Here is a 23,362-nt window from a genome sequence, read left to right on the forward strand (position 1 = left end):
GCGGGCTATCTCACCTTGGATGGATCGCCAGCGGTCCGCGTGAGGCGATCCGCCTTGACCAGCACGCGATCGTCAGCCGGCTGCGGCCGCAATGAGAAGCTGACAGCGACAAAAGCGACGCAGAGCGCGATGCCCACCGCCATGGCGCGCCGATAGGCTGGTCTATCAGCATTTTGAAATGAGGGGAGGCTGCTCCTCCTTGCCTGCTGTTCAAATCCAGCCTGGGAAAGCTTTTGCAATTGTTCGACTTCGCGATGCTCGATGGACAGCGCGCGGCAGTGAGCGGCCATCTCACGATAGTGTTCTCGTGACGAAAAATCGGTCGCCGTCGCAGCGCGTTTTTCAAACGCGAGGGCTCGGTCGGCAAGCTCTTTTGATTTTGACATCGGGCACCTCATTCCAAGGTGGTCCGCCGGACACCAATTCATAGGTCGGCCGGCGCGTCACTTCGGTTCAACGCTCGGACGGCGCCCGTTCCCGACCGGCCCGGCATCTGCCCTGTGCTCACCTTGCCCGCCGCCGGCGGAGTTGAGACAGGGACTCTGCCCCATCGTGCCGTAATAACTTCACAGTTTGAGGAGCCTATACCGGTGCCCGCTGGGGGATCAGCGCATGGGGGAGCCATGACTGACAGCGAGTGGAAGGAGCGCTGGCACGAGGTCGAGCGCTTTCGTTTGATGGCGCTTGAAACGACAGACCCGGTGGCGGCGACTCTGCTTCGCGATATCGTGTTGGACCTGGAAGCGGAGCTGAATGAGCTGGTCGACGTGGAGGCGCAAGGGCTGCCATGGCTTGGCGCAGTGGCATGAGCGCAGGCCTCGTCGATCGATTCAGCTAGAGCACGATCCGGCCCCGAAGGGCCGCGGTGTTCGGTCAGGGGCGCTGCCGAATATGCGCGCCAGGCGCGCCCCCTACCGTTTGTATCGGTTCACCGGCCGCGCGGTCCAGCGGCGGGTGCGGCCGAGCTAGTCCTATTGTCCCGGGAGGTGCGTCGATGCTGGCCGTACGCGTGTCGACGCGATCTGACGTGACCGCTGCTCCAATGGCGATGGCCAGAGCGATAGCACATAGGACCAAGGCTGCTCGATTGGGGTCCATCATTCGACCTCCGCGAAACGGCTCCATGGTGCGGAGATAACGCCCAACTGACGACTTGGTTCTTGCGGTGGTGGGCGATAGGTGCGGTTCACGCGTTCGCAGCAGTTCGTCCGTCTTCGCTCTCACTGCGTTCAAGCTACGCCGGACATCACGCTTCGCCCGCTCGTTCTCCGCTCGGCTGCACCACGCGTAGCCCGCTGGGCGAAGCGTGGTGGGCCCGGCAGGACTCGAACCTCTGAAAAAGATCACATCTGCCTGTCTCGGCCCATTGGCAGTGGCGTCGTTGCAAGGCGCCACCTGAAATTGTATAGTTTCTTTATTCCCGGGAGCCGGTCGCGGCGGGGGCTCCTCCAGGAGGCCGGCGGCGATGCGTATTGTCGTTGCAATGACAGGAGCCACTGGTGCCGTGTATGGCGCGCGCCTGCTCGTCGCGCTTCGCGAACTGGAAGTAGAGACCCACCTGGTTCTGAGCCGGTGGGCTGAAGTCACGATCGCCAAGGAAACCGGGCTTTCCGCTCGCGAGCTCGCATCCACCGCCTCAGTTATCCATTCGCGCGATAACCAGGGTGCATCGATCGCAAGCGGTTCGTTTCGCCACGATGGCATGATTATCGCGCCGTGCAGCATGAAGACGCTGGCGGCAATCCGCTATGGATTTGCTCACGAACTGATCGTCCGGGCGGCCGACGTCGCGCTCAAGGAGCGGCGTCGCCTGGTTTTGCTGACCCGGGAGACACCGCTCAACGACATACATCTCGAAAATATGTTGGCGCTGAGCCGCATGGGGGCGATCATCGCGCCGCCCGTCCCGGCGTTCTACGGCAATCCGAAAACCATTGATGATCTCGTCGATCACACGGTCGGTCGCATACTGGACCTTTTTGGACTGGAGTTTCAGAAACTCAAGCGATGGGACGGCATGCGCCGGGCCAACGAATTGCCTTCGCGTTCCGCAGAGCCGCGGGTCGTCTCCGGGGGAGGAGGTGCGGAATGAAGGAAGCCGAGCACACTTACACGGCTCCAGCGAGCAGCAGCAGGATTCCCGATGCACTGGCGCGTTATCTCGATGGCACCGAACTGCTCACGAAGACGCAGGCACTGCGTCTGTCGACGGTCGATGCCGACGGATGGCCTCGCGCCGCTCTGCTGAGTGCCGGCGACATGCTGGTGACGCCCTCCGGCCGCATCCGCCTTGCGCTGTTCCCGCAATCGGGCATGACGTCCAATCTTGAACGCGACGGGCGGTTGGCGATTGCGCTTTCGATCGATGGGGGGATGTGCGAGTTGAGGCTCCGCTGTCGGCGGCTTGCTCATTCCTCTCCGCAGGTGCCGCTGGCGTTCTTCGAAGGAGAAGTCGAAACGGTGCGCCACCATGTGGCGCCCTACGCAAGCGTGACGACCGGGGTGACCTTTGCGCTGCATGATCCCCAGGCCGTGCTCCCGCGCTGGCAAAGGCAGATTGCCGCTTTGAGGTCAGCTTGAAACCCGTTTCAGCAGAGTGGGGCAACGATGCGAGCCTACAAGGATCTCCGTGAATTCCTGTCGGTGCTCGAGCAGGAGCGGCAATTGCTGCGCATCCATGATCAGGTTCTCCCCGAGCCTGATATGGCGGCCGCAGCCTGCGCCCTCACGCAGATTGGCGAGGAGAGTCCCGCAATCTATTTCGACAAGATCGCTGGCTTCAGCAGCGCTCGGGTCGCGATGAATGTACATGGATCGTGGTGCAACCACGCTCTCGCGCTCGGCATGGACAAGGACGCCAGCATGCGCGATCAGTTTTTCGAGTTCGTCCGGCGTTTTCAGCTCTATCCGGGTACGCTGGAGCGCGTCGAGAACGCGCCCTGGCAGGAAGTTGTCGTCGACAAGGATGTGAACCTCTATGAGCTTCTGCCGCTGTTTCGTCTCAACCGGGGCGATGGCGGCTACTTCATCGACAAGGCCTGCACGATCAGCCGCGATCTCGACGACTGGAACAACGATGATGTCGAGAACGTCGGAATATATCGCTTGCAGGTCAAGGGACGAAACCGCCTGGGAATCCAGACCGTGCCGCAGCATGACATTGCGATCCACATGGCTCACGCGGAAGAGCGGGGGGAGGACCTGCCGGTCGCGATCGCGCTGGGAAATGAACCCATCATTACCCTGATGGGCGCCACACCGCTGCTCTACGATCAACTCGAGTACAAGATGGCAGCCGTGATGCAAGGTGCGCCCTATCGGGTGGTCAAGACCGCCAAAGGCCTGGATATTCCCTGGGGCTCCGAATACGTGCTGGAGGGACGCGTGCTTTGCGGACGGCGCGAGACCGAGGGGCCGTTCGGCGAATTCCCCGGCTACTACTCGGGATGTCACAAATATCCGGTGATCGAGATCGACCGGGTGTCGCACCGGAAGGATCCTGTTTATGACGCGGTCTATGTGGGGCGGCCGTGGACCGAGATCGATTTCCTGCAAGCCATGACGACGAGTGCGCCGATCTTCCTTCAAATCAAGTCGACCTTTCCCGAGGTCGTCGCGGTCAATGCACTCTACACCCATGGTCTGGTGGTCGTCGTCTCGACCAAAATCCGTTACGGCGGGTTCGCCAAATATGTCGGCCTGCGCGTCCTCACCACGACACACGGTCTCGGCTACGCCAAAATAGTGATCGTCGTCGACGAAAACGTCGATCCGTTCGACCTCAAGCAGGTGATGTGGGCAATGTCCGTGAAGGTCAATCCTGCGGGCGATATCGTGACCATCCCGAACCTCGCGGAGAATCTGCTGGATCCGGCGTGCAGCCCGGGAGGCATCGCCACCAAGATGATCATCGATGCCACCACGCCCGTCGCGCCGGATGTCCGCGGCGATTACGGCGAAGAGCTGGACAGGCCGCTCGGCACCGATCAGTGGCAAACGAAGCTCTCGGGCCTGGTGAAGGAGATGCGCAAATGACTGTAACCAGCGTTCGCGTTGCTCCGACCGCATGCCCGCGGTGTCGATCGGCCACGCTCGGGGTAGTTGGCAAATCTTCCGTTGCCGGCGTTTGGACCATCTTCAGTTGTTCAACCTGCTTCTATGCCTGGAGATCGACCGAGCCCGAGGAGAATGTAGATCCCGAGAAATATCCTGCCGCCTTTCGGTTGCGCCCCGAGGATCTTGCGAGGCTGAAGGTCGTCCCGCCCGTTCCGCGGCGCCGGCCGTCCTTGTGAGTTGGCGGAAAGGTCGAGCCCGTCATGCGGCGACGTTGCTCGCGCCGCCAGACTCGCGGAACGGCGAGGGCGCCGGCCTCCAGGTCAGGCAATATTTAAAATTCGATCGATCTGATTAGCCGGACCTTATGCCCGATCCAAGGCGAGGGAATAGTTTTACCGCGTGTTCAGGTCTTGAGTGGTGTCATCGCCCATTCCTTTGAAATCCGCTTTTGTCGTTCGATCATTTTCAAACTGCGAGCGCATCAATGGCTGCTATCACGTCATTCTTGGCCGAGTTGGACGAAGCAGTTGCGAGAGGAAACCCCGAGAGTTGTCTGCGGGCGCTCTGGCATGCGGCAGACATCCTGATCGCCGGAACTTATTCCGAGGAGCAGATCTGGACTTTCGGCGAGGTCATCGGTCGTCTCGCGCAGGAGATTGAAGCGAGCGCCCGGGCGAAGCTCGCAGGAAAGCTCGCATGCAGCCCAAACGCGCCCTATGCGTTGACCCGGCAAATGGCAAGCGACGACTGCATCGATGTCGCCTGGCCGATTCTCAGTCAGTCGGAGCGCCTTGACACCGAGACATTGATTGCGTGTGCCAGGAACAAGAGCCAGCAACATTTGCTTGCAATCTCCAGGCGACAAACGGTCCCGGAAGCGGTCACCGATGTCCTGGTGGTGCGGGGATCTCCCGAGGTCGTAACCTCGGTCGCATCCAACGCCGGGGCTAGTCTCTCCAAATCCGGATTTCTGCACCTGGTGCGGCGGTCGGAAGGGGATTCGATCCTCGCCGAGTCGGTGGGACTTCGAAAGGATATTCCCCGACATCTCTTCCACCAGTTGATCGCCAAAGCCTCCGAAGAGGTGCGGCAGAAGCTGAAGAGGGAGCGTCCGGATATCGAAAGCGAGGTCCACCGCGTCGTCGTGGATGTCACCGGGGCCATTCACGCCAGGTTTGGCCCGGCGTCGAAGGATTACTTCACGGCGAAACGCACGGTGGCAAAGCTGCACGAGAGAGGCGAGTTGACGGAAGACAAGGTCTTCGAACTTGCTCACTCTCTCAAGTTCAACGAGACCACCGTTGCCCTGTCGTTGCTCTGTCGGCTTCCAATCGATGTCGCGGAACGGGCATTGATCGAGAAGGATCGCGAGCCGGTGTTGATCCTGGCCAAGTCTCTCGATTTCTCATGGCCCACCACGATGGCGCTGTTGTTCCTGGGCGCGACCAACTACCGGATAACCGCCGGCGAGCTCGATCAATTGAAGATCGATTTCCACCGGTTGAATGTCAAAGCGTGCCGGGAGGTTGTCACCATCTACCGAACGCGAAAGGAGGAGGTCTTCGGTAGCCCGTTTCGACAGCCTCGGCGCATGATCTAGGACCGGCAATTGCGGTAATAGAGCACTTAGTTCATGAGCCTTCGAACCCGCGCAAGCGGCCTGAATCATCGAGTGTACCGTCACCGTAATCCCGACTTCATACATGCGTGGATCTGGGTGCGGGTCACGCAACGGTGAGCGTCGTTCGCGCAGCCGTGATTTTCCACTGCGTGTCTTTTCTCAAGCGCATACCTACGTAATCCCTGTCCAAAAAAGTTCTAGGAAACGCTTTCAACAGAGCAGCCGATTCCAGCCAACGAACGCTCCGCACGAAAACAACAACCGTTCGGAGTACGACTATGACTGGATTCAGGACTTCCATTATTGCAGCGATGATGTCGATTGGCGTGATAAGCTCTGCAAGTGCCCAGTGCCCGACGTGGGCGAATTCAAATCCAGCGTTGTTTCAGGCGCAATATCCCAACAGGGATGTGTTGAACGGCTGCGAGCTGACGCCGGCAGGCAGAATGGGCCTCGAACTCCCTGGCGGCGCGGCTCCCTGGTTTGGGCCCGACAGGGCTTATGGGGCAATCCCTGGCGTTGCTCAACACCACGGCCTTCAGCACCGATCGCGGTGAGTATCTGAAGATAAACCCGAATGGTCGGATTCCGGCCCGCTGATCGCGACATGCAGATGTTCGAGGTCGCAGCGATCGTTCTTTGCTTGGTTGCTCAGCATCCCGAAGCTCCGTGACTTGGGAATATGCGTCGGGCAACGCACGTCTAGGGATGTTGGATTGGATCTCTTGCCTCGCGGGAGATCATCCAATCGAAAAAAGTGTAAGCGACGATGACATCATTCAGAAATCCCATCGGGTTGGTGCTGTCCAAGGCCCTGTTGACCGGACTGGTCGTCACCACAATCTCTGGCACACCGCTCGTGGCGAGCGAGCACCGCGCCAGCGATCGACGCGCCGAGCAGAGCGTGGGGGCCGGCATTCCTCGCATCGAGGGCGATCGGTCGAGCGCGGCGCTGGCCTCCCACGCATTTGCGCCGGCGCCCTCGGAGCGGCCGGGTGGAGTTTGCGACCACGGGGATAACCCGATGATATGCTGACGGGGGGCGGCGCAATATGTATTGCGGTGGCAGCGCACTCAATTCATGAGTCTTCGAATCCGTTAAGATGGCCGGGCCGTCGTATGCACTATGAACGTAATCCTCGAAGGTCGTTGCTTTCGATCCTCGTCACCAATCGGAACGGTGAAGAGATCGGCCCGCTGGATATCCTGCAGTGAATCGCGATCCAAGATGACGCTCAAGATTGGGGTGATTTCGGACACGCATGGGCTGTTGAGGCCGGAGGCGGAGCACTGCCTCGCCGGCGTGTCCCACATCATCCACGCCGGTGATATCGGCGCTCCGGAGATCGTGGACCGCCTTAACCGGATCGCGCCTGTGACCGCCATCAGGGGGAACGTCGACACAGGTGACTGGGCGAGGCGCTTTCTTGACACCGAAACGTTGCGTCTTGGCGGCCGCGGCCTCTACGTCTTGCACGATCTCAAGCAGCTTGCGATCAACCCGAAGGAGCTTGGGATCGATGTCGTGATATCGGGCCACTCCCATCGCGTCGCGATCGAGACCGTCGATGGCGTGCTCTACTTGAACCCGGGAAGTGCGGGGCGCAGGCGCTTCAAGCTGCCGATCACGCTGGCAACGCTCGATCTGGATCGGGTTGGCGCTCTCCAACCGGTTATTCATGATCTCGGCAACGTGTGACAGCCACACGCATGCGCCTGCGATCGAAGTGTCACCAATGCGAACGGAAATGCGCTTTATTGGTGAGCCCGGCAGGACTCGAACCTGCAACCAGACCGTCATGAGCGGGAAGGTGAGCCCAGAATGGATACCGAAAACGGCGGTGGTCTAGGCCCTGAAGGGCGCTGGCGAGGCCGTACGGCGGTTTTCAACCGCGGCCAGTGTTCGGGTCAAGGAGCTGCCGAATATTCGCGCTATGCGGCCCGCCTATCGTTTGTATCGGTTCACCGGCCGCACGGTCCAGCGGCGGGTGTGGCCTAGCGAGTCCTAGTGTTCCGGGAGGTGCGTCGTTGCTGACCGTACGAGTATCGACGCACTCTGACGTGATTGTCGATGCAATCGCGACGGCCAGGGCGACAGCGGCTATGGCCAAGGTATTACGGTGACAGTGCACTCAACTCACTGGTCTTCGAATCCGCAAAGGCGGTGGAAATTATTGAGTGCACTGTCACCGTAATTACCTGCGTTAGTCTGCGACGCTCGCGTAGCTGATACCCGGTGAGATTGAGACCGGGACGTTCTGATAGTCTGCTGTTGCGCTTGGTATTGCGCGGCCGTTGTTAGGGAAGACATAGAGAAGATAAGACGTGTGGTGAAAATTAGAAGCGTGGGCGGCCCGGTAGGCGACACAGACGACGACTTTGAAGTGAGCAAAATCTCCCACGCGGTCGAATTCTGCGCGGTATTCGCGAACTAGTTCGCTGTCAATGATGCTGTACGTTTCGACAGGAGCGGAGTCGTTGGGGAACAGGCTGTTCGCCGCTGGGGATTGTTCTGCTTGGGCGCAAGCAGTCTTTGTTGCTTCCGCTTCCCGCTGAGTTGAATAGCGAACGAAGCCTTTGTGTTCGCCGCTATACCTCGTCTCGCTGAGGTAAATCTCCGAGGCTGTAGCAATCTGAAGCGCCGGTGATAGTCCGGAGTTTTTCACTTGAGAGGCTATTGAGAAACTCAGCTCGTCGTCAGAGCCGAGTAACGCCTCTTGATTTGCCATCGAGGGATTGGCGAGGCCAATCCATGGGCGCCGATCGGAATCTGCCCTTTCTCTTGCCAGATCGAATTGGCGAAAGGCGAATACAGCGGCGGCTGTTGCTGCAAGAAAGCCAAGCGCTTTGCACCACTCGCGAATGGCGACGAGAAACGGCTCGTCCTCGCTAGCTTTGAGGTAGCGACCAAACTGAATCTTGGTCCGATCACCCGTTTCCCAGACAACGTAGCAAAATGAAATCAACCAGAGACCTATTATCAAACTGCTCTCGTAGCTCATCCGCCTCTTCCCCCAGAAGCAACCGCATAGGTTGGATAGTGCATCCAACATATTTTTATGGTTGTGTCTATGCGGCAGCTGACACCGACACGTGCCCGGCTCTTTGGTACGCACAACCAGCAGCCTAACCGCTGCCCTTCATTGAGTAATCTAATGACCGAATACTTTTCGCGAACCGCAGAACTGCGGACGCAATGGGACCGCGTGACCGGCAAGGTCAGTCCGCGTCCAATGGACCCCGTCTTAATTACGGTGACAGTGCTGGACTGCACCGGGTATCTGATCTTACCCGTGAGCAATTCGTGACGGCTATAAGGGCCGATTGAAAGGCGCGGGTCATTACCACCTTTGGGGCGGTGGTAATTTCAAGCTTAAAAAAAATCGGGGCACGGCGGTTTGGTGGGCCCGGCAGGACTCGAACCTGCAACCAGACCGTTATGAGCGGCCGGCTCTAACCATTGAGCTACAGGCCCCGCCGCGGGACGGCTCGCAGAATCTGCGGCCGGCAACGGTGCGCGGTTCGTTTACAGGGATGGGGGCGGGGGTGCAATGCTGGCTCGGGCGGACGGAAACGCCGGCGCGGCATCGTTGGTAATTTTTGAATACCCGAAATTTTCGATGATGCTCTTATAGTCCTGTTTTGCCCGACGGGTCAAATCGCCCCTCGCGAAGGCCCGTTTGTCGCTTCCGTAACCCCTTGTAATCACTGACCTCTTGTACTGTGCATGGGGTTGTTTTCGTAAGTTTTTGTTGTGAGGGGGACCCGTGGGTCCCCCGAACGTCTTCCCGACGGGCGACGTGGCCGGCGGCGAAGACGCCGCTAGTCCACCGACACCCCGGCGAACTCCACGACCTTCTTCCACTTCTCGGTCTCATCAGCGACCAGCTTGCCGAACTCGGCCGGCGTCATCGGCTTGGGGATGCCGCCGGTCTCGGCGAGGCGGGCGATCAGCTTCGGGTCCTTCAGCGCTTCGCCGACGGCCTTGTTGAGGATCTCGATCACCTCGGGCGGCGTGCCCTTCGGCGCGGAGATGCCGTAGAAGCCGACCGATTCGAAGCCCGGCACGGTCTCGGCGATCGCGGGCACGTCAGGCACGCTCGGCCAGCGCTGCGGCGAGGTCACGCCGAGCGCGCGGACATTGCCGCCCTTCGCCTGCTCCAGCGCGGAGGGCAAATTGTCGAAGATCAGCTGCACCTTGTTGGAGATGATGTCGGGAAAGGCGATCGCAGAGCCGCGATAGGGCACGTGCACCATGTCGCACTTGGTCATGACCTTGAACAGCTCGGCCGACATGTGCACCGAGGTGCCGTTGCCGGACGAGGCAAACGAGATCTTGCCGGGATTGGCCTTGCAGTAGTCGATGAACTCCTGGACCGTCTTGGCGGGAAACGCGTTGGAGACGACCAGCATGTTGGTGAGCTGCATGATGCTCGCGACCGGGGTGGTGTCGCGCAGGAAGTCGAACGGCAGCTTCTTGTAGAGCGAGGTCGAGATCGCGTTGTTGGGCGCGACGAACAGCAGCGTGTAGCCGTCCGGGGCTGCGTTGATCGCGGCGCCGGCCGCGATGTTGCCGCCGGAGCCGGCGCGGTTCTCGACGATGAACTGCTGGCCGAGACGGTCCGACAGCCACTGCGCCATGATCCGCGCCACGATGTCGACCGGGCCGCCGGCGGAAAAGCCGATGATCCAGTGCACGGGGCGGTCGGGGTAGGCGGCGGAGGCGGGAGGGGAGGCGCCGAAAAGACCTGAAATTAACGCGAGCCCAAAAACAGTGTTACGCAAAATTCGCAACATGACGTCTCCCATTGTTCTATTGTCGTTGGGCCGCATGCTTTCACAAAATCGCGCCGCTGCCTACATCGTCGCAAGTCGGTGTTGACGCAGGCCCGCCGGGACCAATCATGAGATTCGCTTCGATCATCCTTCTCGGCGCGGCGCTGCTCGCAGGCCCCGCCGCTGCTCAAACCGGAGGCAACGCCATTCCGATCACGACACTCAGCCTCGGCACCGCGACGCCCGGCGGCGGCTTCCCGCTCTATGGCAATGCCTTTGCGCAAGCGATGAACGCGGCCGATCCGCAAATCACCATCGCGCCCCGCAACACCAAGGGCAGCAACGAGAACATTCCGCTGCTGGAGAAGGGCGAGCTCGATCTCGCTCTGGTCGCGGGCGAGCCGGCCTATGAGGCCTTCGCCGGCATCGGCCGTGCGCCGGTTCGGCTGAAGATTCTCACGGCGATCTATTCCAATCCCGGCATGTTCGTGGTGCGGGCGGACAGTCCCTACAAGACCATCCGCGATCTCGTCGGCCAACCCGTGGCGTTCGGCGCAAAAGGCTCGGGCCTGCCGATCCTGGCGCGCTATGTGCTCGATGGATTGGGGTTGAAGCAGGACGAGGACTTCAAGGCGATCTATCTCGACCGCGCCGGCGACGGTCCCGCGATGGTCGAGGATGGCCGCGTTGCCGCGCTGTGGGGGGCGGGCATCGGCTGGCCCGGCTTTGCCGCGGTGGCATCGAGCGCGTCAGGCGCGCGCTTCATCGCCCCCAGCACCGAGGAGATCGCGCGCATCCGCGCCAAGCATGCGTTCCTGAAGCCACTGATTGTGCCGGCCGCCTCCTATCCGAAGCAGGCCGAGCCGATCGCCTCGCTCGGCTCCTGGAGCTTTGTCCTCACGCGCGAAGACCTGCCCGACGATGTCGCCTACCGTCTGGCGAAGACGCTGCACGGCGTCGAGGCGAGTTTCTGCAAGCAACTCGCGCAGGCCTGCGAGACCACGGCATCGAACACGGTCGCGGCCGCGCCGAAGCCGGAGCTGATCCATCCGGGCGTGATGAAGTATTTTCGCGAGATCGGGGTGATGAAGTGACGGTCGCTTAAGGCGACCGTCATTCCGGGGCGGTGCGCAGCACCGAACCCGGAATCTCGAGATTCCGGGTCTGGTCCTTCGGACCATCCCGGAATGACCGCTACACGCTCACTTCTTCACCAGCGGACACGCCGGGTCCGGCGGCCCGAAGGCCTTGTCGCCCGAGATCGTCGTGAGGATCTTGTAATAGTCCCACGGATATTTGCTTTCCTCCGGCGTCTTCACCTGCACCAGCCAGAGGTCGTGCACCATCAGATTGTCTTCGCGCAAGCGACCGTTGCGGGCGAAGAAATCCTCGATCGGCTTTTCGCGCATCTTCGCGGCGACCTTGAGTGGATCGTCGGTGCCGGTCTCCTTGATGGCGTTGAGGTAGTGCATCACGCTCGAATAGACGCCGGCCTGCCACATCGACGGCATCTTGTTCATCTTGGCGAAATAGCGCTTCGACCATTCGCGGGTCTTGTCGTCCATGTCCCAATAGAACGACGTCGTCAGCAACAGCCCCTGGGCTGCCTGCAGGCCGAGGCCGTGGATGTCGGTGATCAGCGCCAGCAGCGCCGCCATCTGCTGGCCGCCCTTGAACACGCCGAACTCCGAGCCGGTCTTGATCTCGTTCATGTTGTTGGGGGGACCGGCGGCAATGCCGATGATCTTGGCCTTGGAGGCCTGCGCCTGGAGCACGAAGGAGGAGAGGTCCGGCGTTGCCAGCGGCGGCCGCACCGAGCCCAGCACCTTGCCGCCATTGGCGGTGATGACGCTGGAGGCGTCGCGCTCCAGTGAATGGCCGAAGGCGTAGTCGTCGGTGATGAAGAACCAGCTGTCGCCGCCGCGCTTGACAACCGCGTCCGCGGTGCCGACCGCGAGCGCGCGGGTGTCGAACACCCACTGGATCGCATAGGGCGAGCAGAACTTGCCGTGGAAATCCGCCGTGCCGGTGGAGTGGGTGATGAACAGCCGCTTCTTCTCGTTGGCGATGTTCTGCACCGCGAGCCCGACCGCGGAGACCGGCACGTCGACGATCAGATCGACCTGGTCGACATCGAACCAGCGCCGCGCGAGCGAGGCACCGATGTCGGCCTTGAGCTGGTGGTCGCCGATCACGATGCTGATCGGCTTGCCGAGCACGGTGCCGCCGAAATCGTCGATCGCCATCTGCGCCGCCGTCACCGAACCCTGGCCGGTCGGCGCGGAGGCGGGGCCGTTCATGTCGGTGAGCACGCCGATCTTGACGACGTTGTCGGAAACCTGTGCCGAAGCGGTGCCCGGCAACAGCGCCGCCGCCATCGCTCCAAAGGCGGCCGCGACCGGCAGTCCAAATCTTGTTGGATTCACGCTTGTGTCCTCCCCTGATCCGGCGCGTTGGCCGGTGTTGCCCCGGGTATGCCCGGCTGAATTGGTTTCTTTTGCAACTATTTGGGGGCGGGCGTCAACGTCAGGCCGCGAAGCGGATCTGGCCGGCCGGCGAGGGGTCGTAGCCGGTCAGCTCCTCGGCGCGCTGCCGCAGCCGTCTTTCGCTGAGGAACCGGATCAGGGCCTGCATCGGCGGGCGGAAATAGCTGCGCTGCCGCATTGCGAGATCGAGGTTCTCCCAGACCAGCGGCACGAAATCGAGCCCGGCCGAGCGCGCCGCCGCCCGCGTCGCGATTCCGCAATCGGCTTGTCCCGCGCGGACGATCTCGGCGAGATCCGGCCCGGTGAGGGCCGACGTCTCGACCCGGCGCAGATCGCGCGTCGAGGCGCCGGCGCGCTGGAGCAGCACGTCGAGCAGCATCTGCGCACCTGTGCCCTGTTGTCGCATCGCCATCCTGACACCGAGCGCAAGCACGTCGGAGAGGCCGCGCAGCCGTTTCGGATTGCCCGGCGGTAGCACGAGACCTTGCTCGCGGCGCACGAAGGCGACCAGCACCGCATCGTGCAGGTCCGGAGCGTCACGCAGCGCCGTCGCACTGGCGTCGGAGGCAAGACTGCCGTCGGCGTCGAGGCCGTGGAAGTGCACCGCCACCGCCATCACCTCGTCGCGTTGCAGGCGCTCGAGCCCGCGCGCGCTGCCCTCGCTCATCGATCCCAGGCCCGAGCCGGATTCACGCAGGCTCCAGTCCAAAAGCTCGTCCTGGCTGCCGCCCACGACTGGCGGCGGCTCCGCGGTCAGCATGCCGGCCGGACGCGCCATTCCCGACAGCACCCAGAGGTCGAGTTCGTGCCGCGGGAAGAGCCACTTCCCGGTCACCTTGGTGCAGGGGATCGCACCGGTGGTGACGAGTTCGTAGAGCTTGCGTTCGCCGAGCCGAAGATAGTCGGCGGCTTCGCTGGTCGTCAGGAATTCCATCCTGCATTCCTATGCAAATTCTTGCTTCTTTTTGACGATCGACGCAGGTGGAATTCTGCATTTCAATTTGTGTCCGCCGGAACCATGCCCGATCATCTCGCTGCTTTGCAACACATCCTCTCGCGCGATTTTTGCTTTGGTGAATGATCTCGAAGCGCTCGCGAGATGCGGGCCTTGCAGTCGTCGCTCGCCGCATTGCCGAAATGTCCCGAGTGGCGAGCGCAATGAGCAAAGGCGTCACGAGTGCGGCGCAATCGATCATCATCATGATCGCGTCATAACCAATGGGAACCCGATCATGGTCGTCCGCCGCCTGTCCGTTGCACTCGCGCTTCTCTGCGGCCTCGCCGCGGGCGTCGCGGCGTCATCCGCGGAGGACCGCGCGATCGTGCTGGCCTCGACCACTGCGACACAGGAGTCCGGCCTGCTCGATTATCTGCTGCCGATCTTCCGCGAGAAGACCGGCATCGACGTGACGGTGATCGCGCGGCGCGCCGATGAAGTGCTCGACGGGGCGCGACGGGGCGAAGTCGACGTCGTGCTGATGCACGCGCGGCCGCAGGAGGAGAAGTTCGTCGCCGACGGGTTTGGCGTGAAGCGCTTCGACGTGATGTACAACGACTATGTGCTGATCGGGCCGAAGAGCGATCCCGCCGCCGTGAAGGGCAAGGACATCGCCACCGCGCTTAAGATGATCGAGGCCAAGGGCACGCCGTTCGTGACGCGCGGCGATCGGTCGGGCACCCATGCCGCGGAGCTCGCGCTCTGGATCGTCGCCGGTATCGATATCGCCGCTGCCAAGGGCGCATGGTATCGCGAAGCCAAGCAGGGCATGGACGCAGCCCTCGACGCGGCGCGCACGGCGAACGCCTATGTGCTGTCCGACCGTGGCAGCTGGATCGCCTTCAGGGATCGCGGCGATCTCGACATCGTCGTCGAAGGCGACAAGCGGCTGCTCAATCAGTACGGCGCGATGCTGGTGAACCCGGAAAGATTTCCGAACGTGAAGAAGGAGCTGGGTCAGACCTTCATCGACTGGCTGATCTCGCCGGAAGGGCAGGCGGCGATCGCCGGCTACAAGGTCGACGGCGAGCAGCTGTTCTTCCCCAATGCGGGCAAGTCCGGCGGCTGACCTTCGCATCGGCGGCGGTTGCCAAACCGGACGATGCATGGTCCATCATGGCGCATGACCCAGCGCCTGCCGCCATCATTGACGCCGCTCGACACTGCGCTCGCTGCGTTGCTGCGAGGCGTAGATCCGACAGCGGCGATCGAGTTGCCCCTGGCCGAGGCTGCCGGCTGCATCGCGGCAGGGACGCCGCTCCTTGCGGCGTCTCCGCCGCGCGACATCGCCGCTGCGGATGGCTGGGCGCTCTGCGCCAACGATCTTGTCGGTGCGTCCGCCTATTCGCCGCTGCCGCTGACAACACCGCCGGTCTGGGTCGACGCCGGCGACGCGATGCCGCCGGGATGTGATTGCGTGCTCGATGCCGGCACAGTCGAGGTGTCGGGTCCACTCGCCCAGGTGCTGGCGGAGGGCGTCCCCGGACAGGGCGTCAGGCGCGCCGGAAGCGACATCGCCGGGCGCGCGCCTGCCGTGGCGGAAGGGCATCTGATCAATCCTGCCACTCTGCTGCTCGCGCGCTCCGCCGGTGTTGAAAGCCTGAGCGTACGACAGCCGCGGCTGTGCATCGTCAACGTGCCGGGCGCCACCGCGACGATGCACATGATTGCAGAGATCGCGCGCGCAGCAGGGCTGCATGTGCACACGCGTGAAGCTGCCGTGCGAGATGCGGCATCGATCGCGGAGGCATTCGGCGATCTCTCCTGCGATCTCGTCGTGACGATCGGCGGCAGCGGCGTCGGTCGCAAGGATGCCGCCGTCAGCGCGCTGGCCCAGCATGGCGACGTGCTCGCCCATGGCCTCGCCCTCCAGCCCGGCCGCACCGCCGCGGTCGGGCGGCTCGGAAAGGTTCCCGTCGTCGCCTTGCCCGGCTCGCCCGATCATGCGCTCGGGGCCTGGCTCGCGCTCGTGCTTCCGCTCGTCGACCGTCTGTCGGCGCGGCAGCTGCGCCGGCGCATGACCTTGCCGCTTGCGCGAAAAATCGCATCCAGCGTCGGCGTCGCCGAAATCGCCCTGCTGGCCGAGGAACATCATGCCTGGCTCCCGCTTGCGGTGGGGGAATGGCCGCTTCACGCAATTGTCCGCGCCGATGCATGGCTGATCGTTCCCGCCAGCCACGAGGGATTTGCGGCAGGGACGCCGGTGGATGCCTATCTGATGCGGGAATGATATGGGTTTGGGCATGACAACGATCCCGCAATCGCAAGACCGCAGCGCATTCGAGCAGGAGCAGTTCCTCAAGATCCTCTCGCGTGAGGAAGCCCTGGCGCGTTTCGAGGCGGCCCTGTTCCCGCGCGCGCTGCCGGGCGAAACGCGCAAGCTCGGTGCAGCACTCGGCGCGGCGCTCGCCGAAGACGTCACTGCGCCGATGGACGTTCCCCCGTTCGACCGGTCGAATGTCGACGGCTTTGCCGTGCGCTCGGCGGACCTTGCCGCGGCCGGCGAAAGCGCACCTGTTCGCCTTGCACTGAATGGCGAGATCATCCACTGCGGCACTGCGCCCAAGCTGCAAGTAGCAGTGGGGACCGCAACGCCGATCGCGACCGGCGGCCCGTTGCCCCGTGGCGCTGATGCCGTCGTCATGGTCGAGCACACCCAGCTTGCCGGCTCCGATGCGATCGAAGTCCGGCGTGGCGTCTCGCCGGGACAGTTCGTGTCCTATGCCGGATCCGACATCGCGCGCGGCGAGGCGCTGCTGCGCGCCGGCACGATCATTGGCTCGCGCGAGATCGGCATGCTGGCGGCTTGCGGCCTCGCCGAGGTGCAAGTCGCGCGCAGGCCGCGTGTTGCCGTGATCTCCACCGGTGACGAACTGGTTCAGCCCGGCGAGGCGCTCGCGCCGGCTGCGATCTACGACACCAACGGCGCCATCGTCGCGGCTGCGATCGACGAGAACGGCGGCGGGGCGGTTTTCCTCGGCGCCATTCCCGACGATGAGGCAAAGCTCGAAGCCGCCATGCGCGCTGCGCTGGCCGAATCCGACATGCTGGTGCTCTCGGGCGGCACGTCGAAAGGCGCCGGCGACCTGTCGCACCGCATCATCGGCCGGCTCGGCGAGCCCGGGATCATCGCGCATGGCGTTGCGCTCAAGCCCGGCAAGCCGCTGTGCCTTGCGGTGTGCGACGGCAAGCCGGTGGTGATCCTGCCGGGCTTTCCGACCTCGGCGATGTTCACTTTTCACGACATGATCGTGCCGGTGCTGCGCAGGATGGCCGGGCTGCCGCCGCGCTCCGACGCCAAGGTCAACGTAACAGTACCGGTGCGCATCGCCTCCGAGCTCGGCCGCACAGAATTCGTCATGGTCTCGCTGGTCGAGGGCAAAGACGGCCTGATCGCCTATCCCTCCGGCAAGGGCTCGGGCGCGATCACGTCCTTCGCGCAGGCCGACGGTTTCCTGCGCATCGACGCGCTCGCCGACCAGGTGCCGGCCGGGACCGATACCGAGGTGACGCTGTTCACGCCGCATGTGCGCGTGCCCGATCTCGTCATTGTCGGCAGCCATTGCACCGGTCTCGATCTCGTCACCGCACAGCTTGCGCATGCCGGCCTCACCGTACGCTCGATCGCCGTCGGCAGTCTCGGTGGGCTTGCGGTGGCGCGGCGCGGCGAATGCGATCTCGCGCCGATCCATCTGTTCGACGACAAGAGCGAGACCTACAACACGCCGTATCTCGTCGACGGTCTCGAGCTCGTGGCGGGCTGGCGGCGGATGCAGGGCATCGTGTTCCGCAAGGGCGACAAGCGGTTCGAAGGCCACGGCGCCAAGGACGCCGTCGCCGCGGCGCTGTCCGATCCCACCTGCATCATGGTCAACCGCAACCAGGGCGCCGGCACGCGCATCCTGATCGACCGGCTGCTCGGCGGCGCGCGTCCGGAAGGCTATTGGAACCAGCCGCGTTCGCACAACGCCGTTGCCGCGGCCGTCGCACAGCACCGCGCCGACTGGGGCATGACCATTGCGCCGGTCGCCCATGCGGTCGGCCTCGGTTTCATTCCGCTCGCGGAAGAGCATTATGACTTCGCGCTGGTGACAGCGCGCAAGCAGCGGCCGGCGGTGCAAGCTTTTCTCGACGCACTCGGCTCGGACGAGGCGCGCGCGGCGCTGGAGCGGGCCGGTTTCCGGCCTGCATAGCGTAGACGACGACGCGGCATTCAAGTCGCGCGGTAAATTGGGTGGGGGACACGATGGCGAGGCCGCTTTCGGTTGCGATCGTCGGTGCCGGCATGGGTGGGCTTGCGACCGCCGCAGCGCTCAGGCGTGTCGGCGTCGACGCGATGGTCTACGAGCAGGCCTCCCAGTTTGCCCGCATCGGCGCCGGCATCCAGATCGGCTGTAACGCCATGAAGGTGCTGCGCACGCTGGGGCTGGAAGCGCGGATGCGCGAGCACTCGTTCTATCCGCGCTCCTGGAACAACCGCAACTGGAAGAGCGGCGACATCAAGTTCGACATGATCTTTGGCGAGAGCGCGGAGGAGAAGTTCGGCGCGCCCTACCTGCTCGCCCATCGCGGCGATCTGCACGCGGCGCTGGCGAGCGTCGTGCCGGATGAGTTTGTAAGGCTCAACCACAAGCTCGTTGGCCTCGACGAGACTGGCGAGGGCGTCCGGCTGCGCTTTGCCGATGGCACGAGTACCATGGCCGACGCCGTGGTCGGCGCGGACGGCGTCCATTCGGCGGTGCGCGACATCCTGTTCGACACCGCGCCGGTCAAATTCACCGGCCGCATCGCCTATCGCACCACCTATCCCGCCGCGCTGCTTGGCGGGGAGAAGATCGACGACTGCACCAAATGGTGGGGCGAGGACCGCCACATCGTGATCTATTACGTCAAGCCTGATCGTAGCGAGGTCTATCTCGTCACCAGCCAGCCCGAGCCGGACTTCCGCATCGAGTCCTGGTCGGCGAAGGGTGACGTGCGCGATCTGCGCGCCTCGTTCGAAGGCTTTCATCCGCAGGTCGGGCAGGTGCTCGCGGCGTGCCCAGAGGTGCACAAATGGGCGATCATGGACCGCGACGCGCTGGAGTGCTGGAGCGACGGTAAGGTGACGCTGCTCGGCGATGCCTGCCACCCCATGACGCCCTACATGGCGCAAGGCGCAGCCATGGCGATCGAGGACGCCGCCGTGCTGTCGCGCTGCCTCGACGGTGTCGGCCGCGACGGCGTAGCGGACGCATTCCGCCGCTTCGAGGCGACCCGCAAGCCGCGTACCACGCGTGTGCAGGAGACCTCGCGTGCCAACATCTGGCTGAAGGAGCGGACCGATACGAGCTGGGTCTACGGCTACGACGCCTGGACCGTGCCGCTGGCGGCTTGAGCCTGATTAAGACGCCGCATCCAGCGCGGCGAGCCGCTCGGCTTCGGCGATATCCTCGACCGTGTTGGCATTGAAGAACGGATCGAGCGGCTCGGCCGGCCATGTCACCGTCGCCAGCGGGTAGCGCGCGGTCCAGCGGTCGATCTTGCGGAGGTCCTCGACGACCAGCGCGTGGCGCAGCTCGTTACGCAAGCCGACGCGCCAGAGCCCGATCACCGGATGCGACTGGTCGCCCGATGCGGCGACCGCGAGCTGGGCGTTTTCCCGCTCGCGGGCTTCATGCAGGCGCGCCACGAGGTCCCGCGGCAGGAACGGGCAGTCGCCTGCGGCGCTCAGCACCCATTCGATGTCAGGCCGGTTCGCCGCTGTCCAGTCGAGCGCGGCGAGAATGCCGGCGAGCGGGCCGGGAAAGCCGGGTACTTCGTCGGCGACGACCTGCAAGCCGAACGGGGCGAAGCGCGCGGGATCGCCGTTGGCGTTGAGGATCAGTCCGCTGCACTGGGGGGAGAGGCGCGCGATTACGCGCTCCAGGATGGTGCGGCCGCCGATGGTCCGCATCGGCTTGTCGCCGCCGCCCATGCGCCGCGCCAGGCCGCCGGCGAGCAGCACGCCTTGCGTGGCCGGAATTTCAGTCGTCACCACCTTCACCCTTGCGCTTGTGCTTCGCGGATTCTTCCTCGACATAAGCGAGGTCCTGGTCGTGGACGATGCGCTCCTCGCCCGCGAGCGCGATGAAGCGCTTGCCGCGCGTGCGGCCGACCAGCGTCAGTCCGACTTGTCTTGCGAGATCGACGCCCCAGGCGGTGAAGCCGGAGCGCGATACCAGGATCGGAATGCCCATGCGCACCGTCTTGATCACCATCTCCGAGGTCAGGCGTCCCGTGGTGTAGAGGATCTTGTCGCTGGGATCGACGCCGTGGCGGTACATCCAGCCCGCGATCTTGTCGACCGCGTTGTGGCGGCCGACGTCCTCGGTGTAGCAGAGCGGCTCGCCCTCCTTGCACAGCACGCAGCCGTGGATCGCGCCGGCCTCGAGATACAGCGAGGGCATGGTGTTGATGGTCTGCGTCATCTGGTAGAGCCAGGAGGTGCGCAGCTCGGCCTTCGGCAGCGCGACGCTCTCGACCGCCTCCAGCAGGTCGCCGAAGGCGGTGCCCTGCGCGCAGCCCGAGGTCTGGGTGCGCTTCTTCAGCTTGGCTTCGAAATTGGTGTGGTGTGTGGTGCGCACCACGACCACCTGGAGGTCGTCGTCGTATTCGACCTCGGTGACCTCGTCACTATATTTCAGCATGTTCTGGTTGAGCAGATAGCCCAGCGCCAGATATTCCGGATAGTCGCCGATCGTCATCATGGTGACGATCTCCTGCGAATTCAGGTAGAGCGTCAGCGGCCGTTCCATCGGCACCTTGATCTCGACCCTGGCGCCGGTCTGGTCGGTCCCGGTCACGCTCTGGGTCAGGCGCGGGTCGTCCGTGTCGGGGACAATCAGGGGCACCGGGGTTTTGTCGATCTTCATCATGGGCGCGACGTTAGCATGACATTCGGGTCAAGCCGATATAAGCATGGTGGGGAATAGGCGAAATGCCTCTGCTCGCCATTGCGAGCGTGGCGAAGCAATCGCGAGTGCCGCCGCGGAAAGACTCTGGATTGCTTCGCTGCGCTCGCAATGGCGGGGAGGAACGATGGTTCCACCAAGGGCCATGTTGTGCGCGGAGACGGAGCTGGAATGAAGGTCATCGGCCTTGCAGGCTGGAGCGGTGCGGGCAAGACCACGTTGCTGACGCGGCTGATTCCGCATTTCAACGCGCAAGGCCTGCGCGTCTCCGTCATCAAGCATGCGCATCACCAGTTCGACGTCGACGTGCCCGGCAAGGATTCCTGGCGTCACCGCGAGGCCGGCGCGGCCGAGGTGCTCGTAGCGTCGTCGAACCGCTGGGCCCTGATGCATGAATTGCGCGGCGCGGCTGAGCCTCGGCTGCCGGAACTCCTGAGCAAGCTGTCTGCCGTCGATCTCGTCGTGGTCGAAGGCTTCAAGCGCGAGCCGCACCGGAAGATCGAGGTGCATCGCGCCGCCAACGACAAGCCGCTGCTGTTTCCCGATGATCCCGGAATTGTCGGGATCGTGGCCGACATCGCCATTGAAACCCGCCTGCCGACCGTCCATCTCGATGATATCGCGGCTGCGGCGGCATTGCTGCTGCGTGCGGCGATGCCGGTCGAAGAAGCGGTGGCAAAAAGCGCCGCGATGCGCTGACGAGGCACCATGGCGCAACTGTCGGACGATTGCTTTGCCTTTGGTGGACCGATGATGTCGGTCGACGAGGCCGTTGGCCTGATCACCACGCGCGTTAATGCGATTGCCGATCTCGAAACCGTGGCGCTCGTCGATGCGGACGGGCGCGTGCTGGCGCGCGATATCGCAGCGCCGCTGCCGCTGCCGCCCTTCACCAACTCCGCTGTCGATGGCTATGCCGTGCGCAACGCCGATCTCCCGCAAAGCGCGGAGCAAGCGTTGCCGCTCGATGGCCGTATCCAGGCCGGCGGTTTGGCGCACGCCGCAATCAAGCCGGGCCACACCGCGCGCATCTTCACGGGCGCGCCGATGCCGCCGGATGCCGAGACGGTCTTCATGCAGGAAGACGTCCGCCTCGATGAGGCCGGCAAAATCGTGTTGCCGCCGGGGCTGAAGCCCGGCGCGAATGTCCGCCCCGCGGGTGAGGACATTCCGCAAGGGCACGTCGCGCTGCGTGCCGGCCAGCGTCTTCGGCCGCAGCATGTCGCGCTTGCCGCAGCATTCGGCCTTGTCAGGCTCGACGTCGTCAGGCGCATCCGCGTCGCCGTGTTCTCGACCGGTGACGAGCTCGCTTCGCCCGGCGAGCCGCGCGCGGCGTCACAGCTGTTCGATTCCAACCGCTTCATGCTGATGGCGATGCTGCGCCGGCTCGGCTGCGAGGTCTCTGATCTCGGCATCTTGCGCGACGAGCGCAATTCGCTCGCAAATGGCCTGAAGCAGGTTGCAGGTAGCCACGACCTGATCCTCACCACCGGCGGCGTCTCGACCGGCGAGGAGGACCACGTCAAGGCGGCGGTCGAGAGCATCGGCTCGCTGGTGTTGTGGCGGATGGCGATCAAGCCCGGCCGTCCCGTGGCGATGGGCATCATCGCGGGCACCCCGCTGATCGGCTTGCCAGGCAATCCCGTTGCGAGTTTTGTCACCTTCGTTCGCGTGGTGCGGCCGACGGTGCTGGCGCTTGCGGGTAGTCTGCCGGAGCCGCTCTTGCCGATCCCGGTGCGCGCGGCGTTTGCCTACAAGAAGAAGATCGGTCGCCGCGAATATGTTCGCACCTCGTTGCGGCGTGCAGAGGACGGCACGCTGGAGGCGGTCAAGTTTCCGCGCGAAGGCGCCGGGCTGTTATCGTCGCTGGTGGAGACCGACGGTCTCGTCGAACTCGGTGAGGACGTCACGCAGGTCGAACCGGGGCAGCGCGTAGGTTTCTTGTCCTATGCCGATCTGCTCTGAGCCCTCGCGTTGACGCCGTTGACCCAGCCCGCCATGTTGCGCCCATGACCAGAACGACGCTTGATCTCACCGGGCTTAAGTGCCCGCTGCCGGCCTTGAAGACGCGCAAGGCGCTCAAGCCATTGCAGCCGGGCGATCAACTCGAAGTGCACTGCACTGATCCCTTGTCGGTGATTGACATTCCGAACCTGATCCGCGAGACGGGCGACACGGTGGAGATCACCGAGCGCAACGAGGCGCGCATCGTGTTCTTGATAGAAAAAGCCGATGGTTCGATAGAGAAAGCCAATGGTGCGCTGCGCTCGTAGTGCACGGTCACTCTGCTGATACCTACCTTTTGTCTATCGACATCAATCATGGCTTCTGCCCCAATTGACAATCTCCGTGCAGGCGCGGAGGTTGAGTCTTGTCTGCGATACGCGGATCAACGGGCCACACTCACGAAGCCTGCACGGTGTATCGGCATAGAGCCCCGCCTGAGGGGTTAACGACTCGGATGCGCGTGACGATCCTGGCGCGCGTCGGATGA

General features: G+C 63.5%; 22 protein-coding genes and 1 tRNA gene. 15 read left to right on the forward strand and 8 right to left on the reverse strand.

All coding sequences use genetic code 11. The features are described 5' to 3' along the window. Positions 1–5: 5 nt before the first annotated feature. Positions 6–386: a hypothetical protein gene (locus NLM25_RS09740; protein WP_254136782.1), complete on the reverse strand. Its 381-nt coding sequence runs from the start codon at positions 384–386 to the stop codon at positions 6–8. A 237-nt stretch (positions 387–623) separates the two neighbouring features. Here NLM25_RS09740 and NLM25_RS09745 point away from each other — a divergent pair, with 237 nt between their 5' ends. The 7 genes from NLM25_RS09745 (at position 624) to NLM25_RS09770 (ending at position 7,376) form a co-directional block, all read left to right on the forward strand. Beyond that, a complete protein-coding gene (locus NLM25_RS09745; RefSeq protein ID WP_254116659.1) occupies positions 624–809 on the forward strand; it encodes a hypothetical protein in 186 nt (61 codons plus the stop codon). A gap of 656 nt (positions 810–1,465) precedes the next feature. Beyond that, a complete protein-coding gene (locus NLM25_RS09750) occupies positions 1,466–2,092 on the forward strand; it encodes a UbiX family flavin prenyltransferase (RefSeq protein ID WP_254136783.1) in 627 nt (208 codons plus the stop codon). Beyond that, complete coding sequence (locus NLM25_RS09755) at positions 2,089–2,580, forward strand: pyridoxamine 5'-phosphate oxidase family protein (protein ID WP_254136784.1); 492 nt, start codon at positions 2,089–2,091, stop codon at positions 2,578–2,580. Before NLM25_RS09750 ends, NLM25_RS09755 begins: the two co-directional genes overlap by 4 nt. Positions 2,581–2,607: 27 nt before the next feature. Continuing rightward, positions 2,608–4,035 (forward strand): non-oxidative hydroxyarylic acid decarboxylases subunit C, encoded by a 1,428-nt coding sequence (locus tag NLM25_RS09760; protein WP_254136785.1) that lies wholly within the window; start codon positions 2,608–2,610, stop codon positions 4,033–4,035. Beyond that, a complete protein-coding gene (locus NLM25_RS44405) occupies positions 4,032–4,292 on the forward strand; it encodes a non-oxidative hydroxyarylic acid decarboxylases subunit D (protein ID WP_375167825.1) in 261 nt (86 codons plus the stop codon). Before NLM25_RS09760 ends, NLM25_RS44405 begins: the two co-directional genes overlap by 4 nt. A 248-nt stretch (positions 4,293–4,540) precedes the next feature. After that, a complete protein-coding gene (locus NLM25_RS09765) occupies positions 4,541–5,656 on the forward strand; it encodes a DUF2336 domain-containing protein (RefSeq protein WP_254136786.1) in 1,116 nt (371 codons plus the stop codon). A gap of 1,249 nt (positions 5,657–6,905) precedes the next feature. Next, complete coding sequence (locus tag NLM25_RS09770; protein WP_254141144.1) at positions 6,906–7,376, forward strand: metallophosphoesterase family protein; 471 nt, start codon at positions 6,906–6,908, stop codon at positions 7,374–7,376. 505 nt (positions 7,377–7,881) lie between these two features. Here NLM25_RS09770 and NLM25_RS09775 read toward each other — a convergent pair. The 3 genes from NLM25_RS09775 to NLM25_RS09785 all read right to left on the reverse strand — a co-directional run bounded on the left by NLM25_RS09775 (position 7,882) and on the right by NLM25_RS09785 (position 10,474). Next, complete coding sequence (locus tag NLM25_RS09775; protein WP_254136787.1) at positions 7,882–8,679, reverse strand: hypothetical protein; 798 nt, start codon at positions 8,677–8,679, stop codon at positions 7,882–7,884. A 397-nt stretch (positions 8,680–9,076) separates the two neighbouring features. Then, positions 9,077–9,152, reverse strand: a tRNA-Ile gene (locus NLM25_RS09780). Positions 9,153–9,499: 347 nt separating this feature from the next. Then, entirely contained in the window at positions 9,500–10,474 is a 975-nt protein-coding gene (locus NLM25_RS09785; RefSeq protein ID WP_254136788.1) for a tripartite tricarboxylate transporter substrate binding protein, read from the reverse strand. 107 nt (positions 10,475–10,581) lie between these two features. Here NLM25_RS09785 and NLM25_RS09790 point away from each other — a divergent pair, with 107 nt between their 5' ends. Further along, on the forward strand, positions 10,582–11,547 hold the full coding sequence (locus NLM25_RS09790) for a TAXI family TRAP transporter solute-binding subunit (RefSeq protein WP_254136789.1): 966 nt from the start codon (positions 10,582–10,584) through the stop codon (positions 11,545–11,547). Positions 11,548–11,655: 108 nt separating this feature from the next. On the opposite strand, the gene NLM25_RS09795 is transcribed toward NLM25_RS09790, so the two are convergent. Together NLM25_RS09795 and NLM25_RS09800 are read right to left on the reverse strand one after the other, a co-directional pair. Then, positions 11,656–12,879, reverse strand: coding sequence for an ABC transporter substrate-binding protein (locus tag NLM25_RS09795; RefSeq protein ID WP_254136790.1), 1,224 nt, complete (start codon positions 12,877–12,879; stop codon positions 11,656–11,658). Between the two features lie 100 nt (positions 12,880–12,979). Continuing rightward, positions 12,980–13,873 (reverse strand): helix-turn-helix transcriptional regulator, encoded by an 894-nt coding sequence (locus NLM25_RS09800; protein WP_254136791.1) that lies wholly within the window; start codon positions 13,871–13,873, stop codon positions 12,980–12,982. Positions 13,874–14,171: 298 nt separating this feature from the next. Between NLM25_RS09800 and NLM25_RS09805 the strand changes: the two genes are divergently transcribed. The 4 genes from NLM25_RS09805 to NLM25_RS09820 are packed head-to-tail and all read left to right on the forward strand — an operon-like array spanning position 14,172 to position 19,313. Then, positions 14,172–15,005, forward strand: a complete 834-nt coding sequence (locus NLM25_RS09805) for a substrate-binding domain-containing protein (RefSeq protein WP_254136792.1) — start codon at positions 14,172–14,174, stop codon at positions 15,003–15,005. Positions 15,006–15,059: 54 nt separating this feature from the next. After that, positions 15,060–16,166: a molybdopterin-binding protein gene (locus NLM25_RS09810; RefSeq protein ID WP_254136793.1), complete on the forward strand. Its 1,107-nt coding sequence runs from the start codon at positions 15,060–15,062 to the stop codon at positions 16,164–16,166. A 13-nt stretch (positions 16,167–16,179) separates the two neighbouring features. After that, the gene (locus NLM25_RS09815; RefSeq protein WP_254136794.1) at positions 16,180–18,129 is read left to right on the forward strand and encodes a molybdopterin biosynthesis protein; all 1,950 of its coding nucleotides are present in this window, start codon (positions 16,180–16,182) and stop codon (positions 18,127–18,129) included. 53 nt (positions 18,130–18,182) lie between these two features. Further along, positions 18,183–19,313, forward strand: a complete 1,131-nt coding sequence (locus tag NLM25_RS09820) for an FAD-dependent monooxygenase (RefSeq protein ID WP_254136795.1) — start codon at positions 18,183–18,185, stop codon at positions 19,311–19,313. A gap of 6 nt (positions 19,314–19,319) precedes the next feature. On the opposite strand, the gene mobA is transcribed toward NLM25_RS09820, so the two are convergent. Together mobA and fdhD are read right to left on the reverse strand one after the other, a co-directional pair. Further along, on the reverse strand, positions 19,320–19,997 hold the full coding sequence (gene mobA, locus NLM25_RS09825) for a molybdenum cofactor guanylyltransferase MobA (protein ID WP_254136796.1): 678 nt from the start codon (positions 19,995–19,997) through the stop codon (positions 19,320–19,322). After that, entirely contained in the window at positions 19,942–20,832 is an 891-nt protein-coding gene (gene fdhD / locus NLM25_RS09830; RefSeq protein WP_254136797.1) for a formate dehydrogenase accessory sulfurtransferase FdhD, read from the reverse strand. Before fdhD ends, mobA begins: the two co-directional genes overlap by 56 nt. A 207-nt stretch (positions 20,833–21,039) precedes the next feature. Here fdhD and mobB point away from each other — a divergent pair, with 207 nt between their 5' ends. The 3 genes from mobB to NLM25_RS09845 are packed head-to-tail and all read left to right on the forward strand — an operon-like array spanning position 21,040 to position 23,141. After that, complete coding sequence (gene mobB, locus NLM25_RS09835; RefSeq protein ID WP_254136798.1) at positions 21,040–21,567, forward strand: molybdopterin-guanine dinucleotide biosynthesis protein B; 528 nt, start codon at positions 21,040–21,042, stop codon at positions 21,565–21,567. Between the two features lie 9 nt (positions 21,568–21,576). Then, on the forward strand, positions 21,577–22,833 hold the full coding sequence (gene glp, locus NLM25_RS09840) for a gephyrin-like molybdotransferase Glp (protein ID WP_254136799.1): 1,257 nt from the start codon (positions 21,577–21,579) through the stop codon (positions 22,831–22,833). Positions 22,834–22,877: 44 nt separating this feature from the next. Next, positions 22,878–23,141, forward strand: coding sequence for a sulfurtransferase TusA family protein (locus NLM25_RS09845; protein WP_254116692.1), 264 nt, complete (start codon positions 22,878–22,880; stop codon positions 23,139–23,141). Positions 23,142–23,362 lie beyond the last annotated feature (221 nt).

Source organism: Bradyrhizobium sp. CCGB01 (genome assembly GCF_024199795.1).
In the GTDB taxonomy this organism is placed as follows: Bacteria; Pseudomonadota; Alphaproteobacteria; order Rhizobiales; family Xanthobacteraceae; genus Bradyrhizobium.

Coding starts and splice junctions, on each gene's coding strand:
- glp (WP_254136799.1), top strand. CDS start 21,577: ATGGCGCAACTGTCGGACGATTGCTTTGCCTTTGGTGGACCGATGATG.
- NLM25_RS09750 (WP_254136783.1), top strand. CDS start 1,466: ATGCGTATTGTCGTTGCAATGACAGGAGCCACTGGTGCCGTGTATGGC.
- NLM25_RS09765 (WP_254136786.1), top strand. CDS start 4,541: ATGGCTGCTATCACGTCATTCTTGGCCGAGTTGGACGAAGCAGTTGCG.
- NLM25_RS09755 (WP_254136784.1), top strand. CDS start 2,089: ATGAAGGAAGCCGAGCACACTTACACGGCTCCAGCGAGCAGCAGCAGG.
- NLM25_RS09790 (WP_254136789.1), top strand. CDS start 10,582: ATGAGATTCGCTTCGATCATCCTTCTCGGCGCGGCGCTGCTCGCAGGC.
- NLM25_RS09805 (WP_254136792.1), top strand. CDS start 14,172: ATGGTCGTCCGCCGCCTGTCCGTTGCACTCGCGCTTCTCTGCGGCCTC.
- NLM25_RS09760 (WP_254136785.1), top strand. CDS start 2,608: ATGCGAGCCTACAAGGATCTCCGTGAATTCCTGTCGGTGCTCGAGCAG.
- mobB (WP_254136798.1), top strand. CDS start 21,040: ATGAAGGTCATCGGCCTTGCAGGCTGGAGCGGTGCGGGCAAGACCACG.
- NLM25_RS09810 (WP_254136793.1), top strand. CDS start 15,060: ATGACCCAGCGCCTGCCGCCATCATTGACGCCGCTCGACACTGCGCTC.
- NLM25_RS09740 (WP_254136782.1), bottom strand. CDS start 386: ATGTCAAAATCAAAAGAGCTTGCCGACCGAGCCCTCGCGTTTGAAAAA.
- NLM25_RS09820 (WP_254136795.1), top strand. CDS start 18,183: ATGGCGAGGCCGCTTTCGGTTGCGATCGTCGGTGCCGGCATGGGTGGG.
- NLM25_RS09800 (WP_254136791.1), bottom strand. CDS start 13,873: ATGGAATTCCTGACGACCAGCGAAGCCGCCGACTATCTTCGGCTCGGC.
- NLM25_RS09770 (WP_254141144.1), top strand. CDS start 6,906: ATGACGCTCAAGATTGGGGTGATTTCGGACACGCATGGGCTGTTGAGG.
- NLM25_RS09775 (WP_254136787.1), bottom strand. CDS start 8,679: ATGAGCTACGAGAGCAGTTTGATAATAGGTCTCTGGTTGATTTCATTT.
- NLM25_RS44405 (WP_375167825.1), top strand. CDS start 4,032: ATGACTGTAACCAGCGTTCGCGTTGCTCCGACCGCATGCCCGCGGTGT.
- fdhD (WP_254136797.1), bottom strand. CDS start 20,832: ATGATGAAGATCGACAAAACCCCGGTGCCCCTGATTGTCCCCGACACG.
- NLM25_RS09815 (WP_254136794.1), top strand. CDS start 16,180: ATGACAACGATCCCGCAATCGCAAGACCGCAGCGCATTCGAGCAGGAG.
- NLM25_RS09745 (WP_254116659.1), top strand. CDS start 624: ATGACTGACAGCGAGTGGAAGGAGCGCTGGCACGAGGTCGAGCGCTTT.
- mobA (WP_254136796.1), bottom strand. CDS start 19,997: ATGTCGAGGAAGAATCCGCGAAGCACAAGCGCAAGGGTGAAGGTGGTG.
- NLM25_RS09845 (WP_254116692.1), top strand. CDS start 22,878: ATGACCAGAACGACGCTTGATCTCACCGGGCTTAAGTGCCCGCTGCCG.
- NLM25_RS09785 (WP_254136788.1), bottom strand. CDS start 10,474: ATGTTGCGAATTTTGCGTAACACTGTTTTTGGGCTCGCGTTAATTTCA.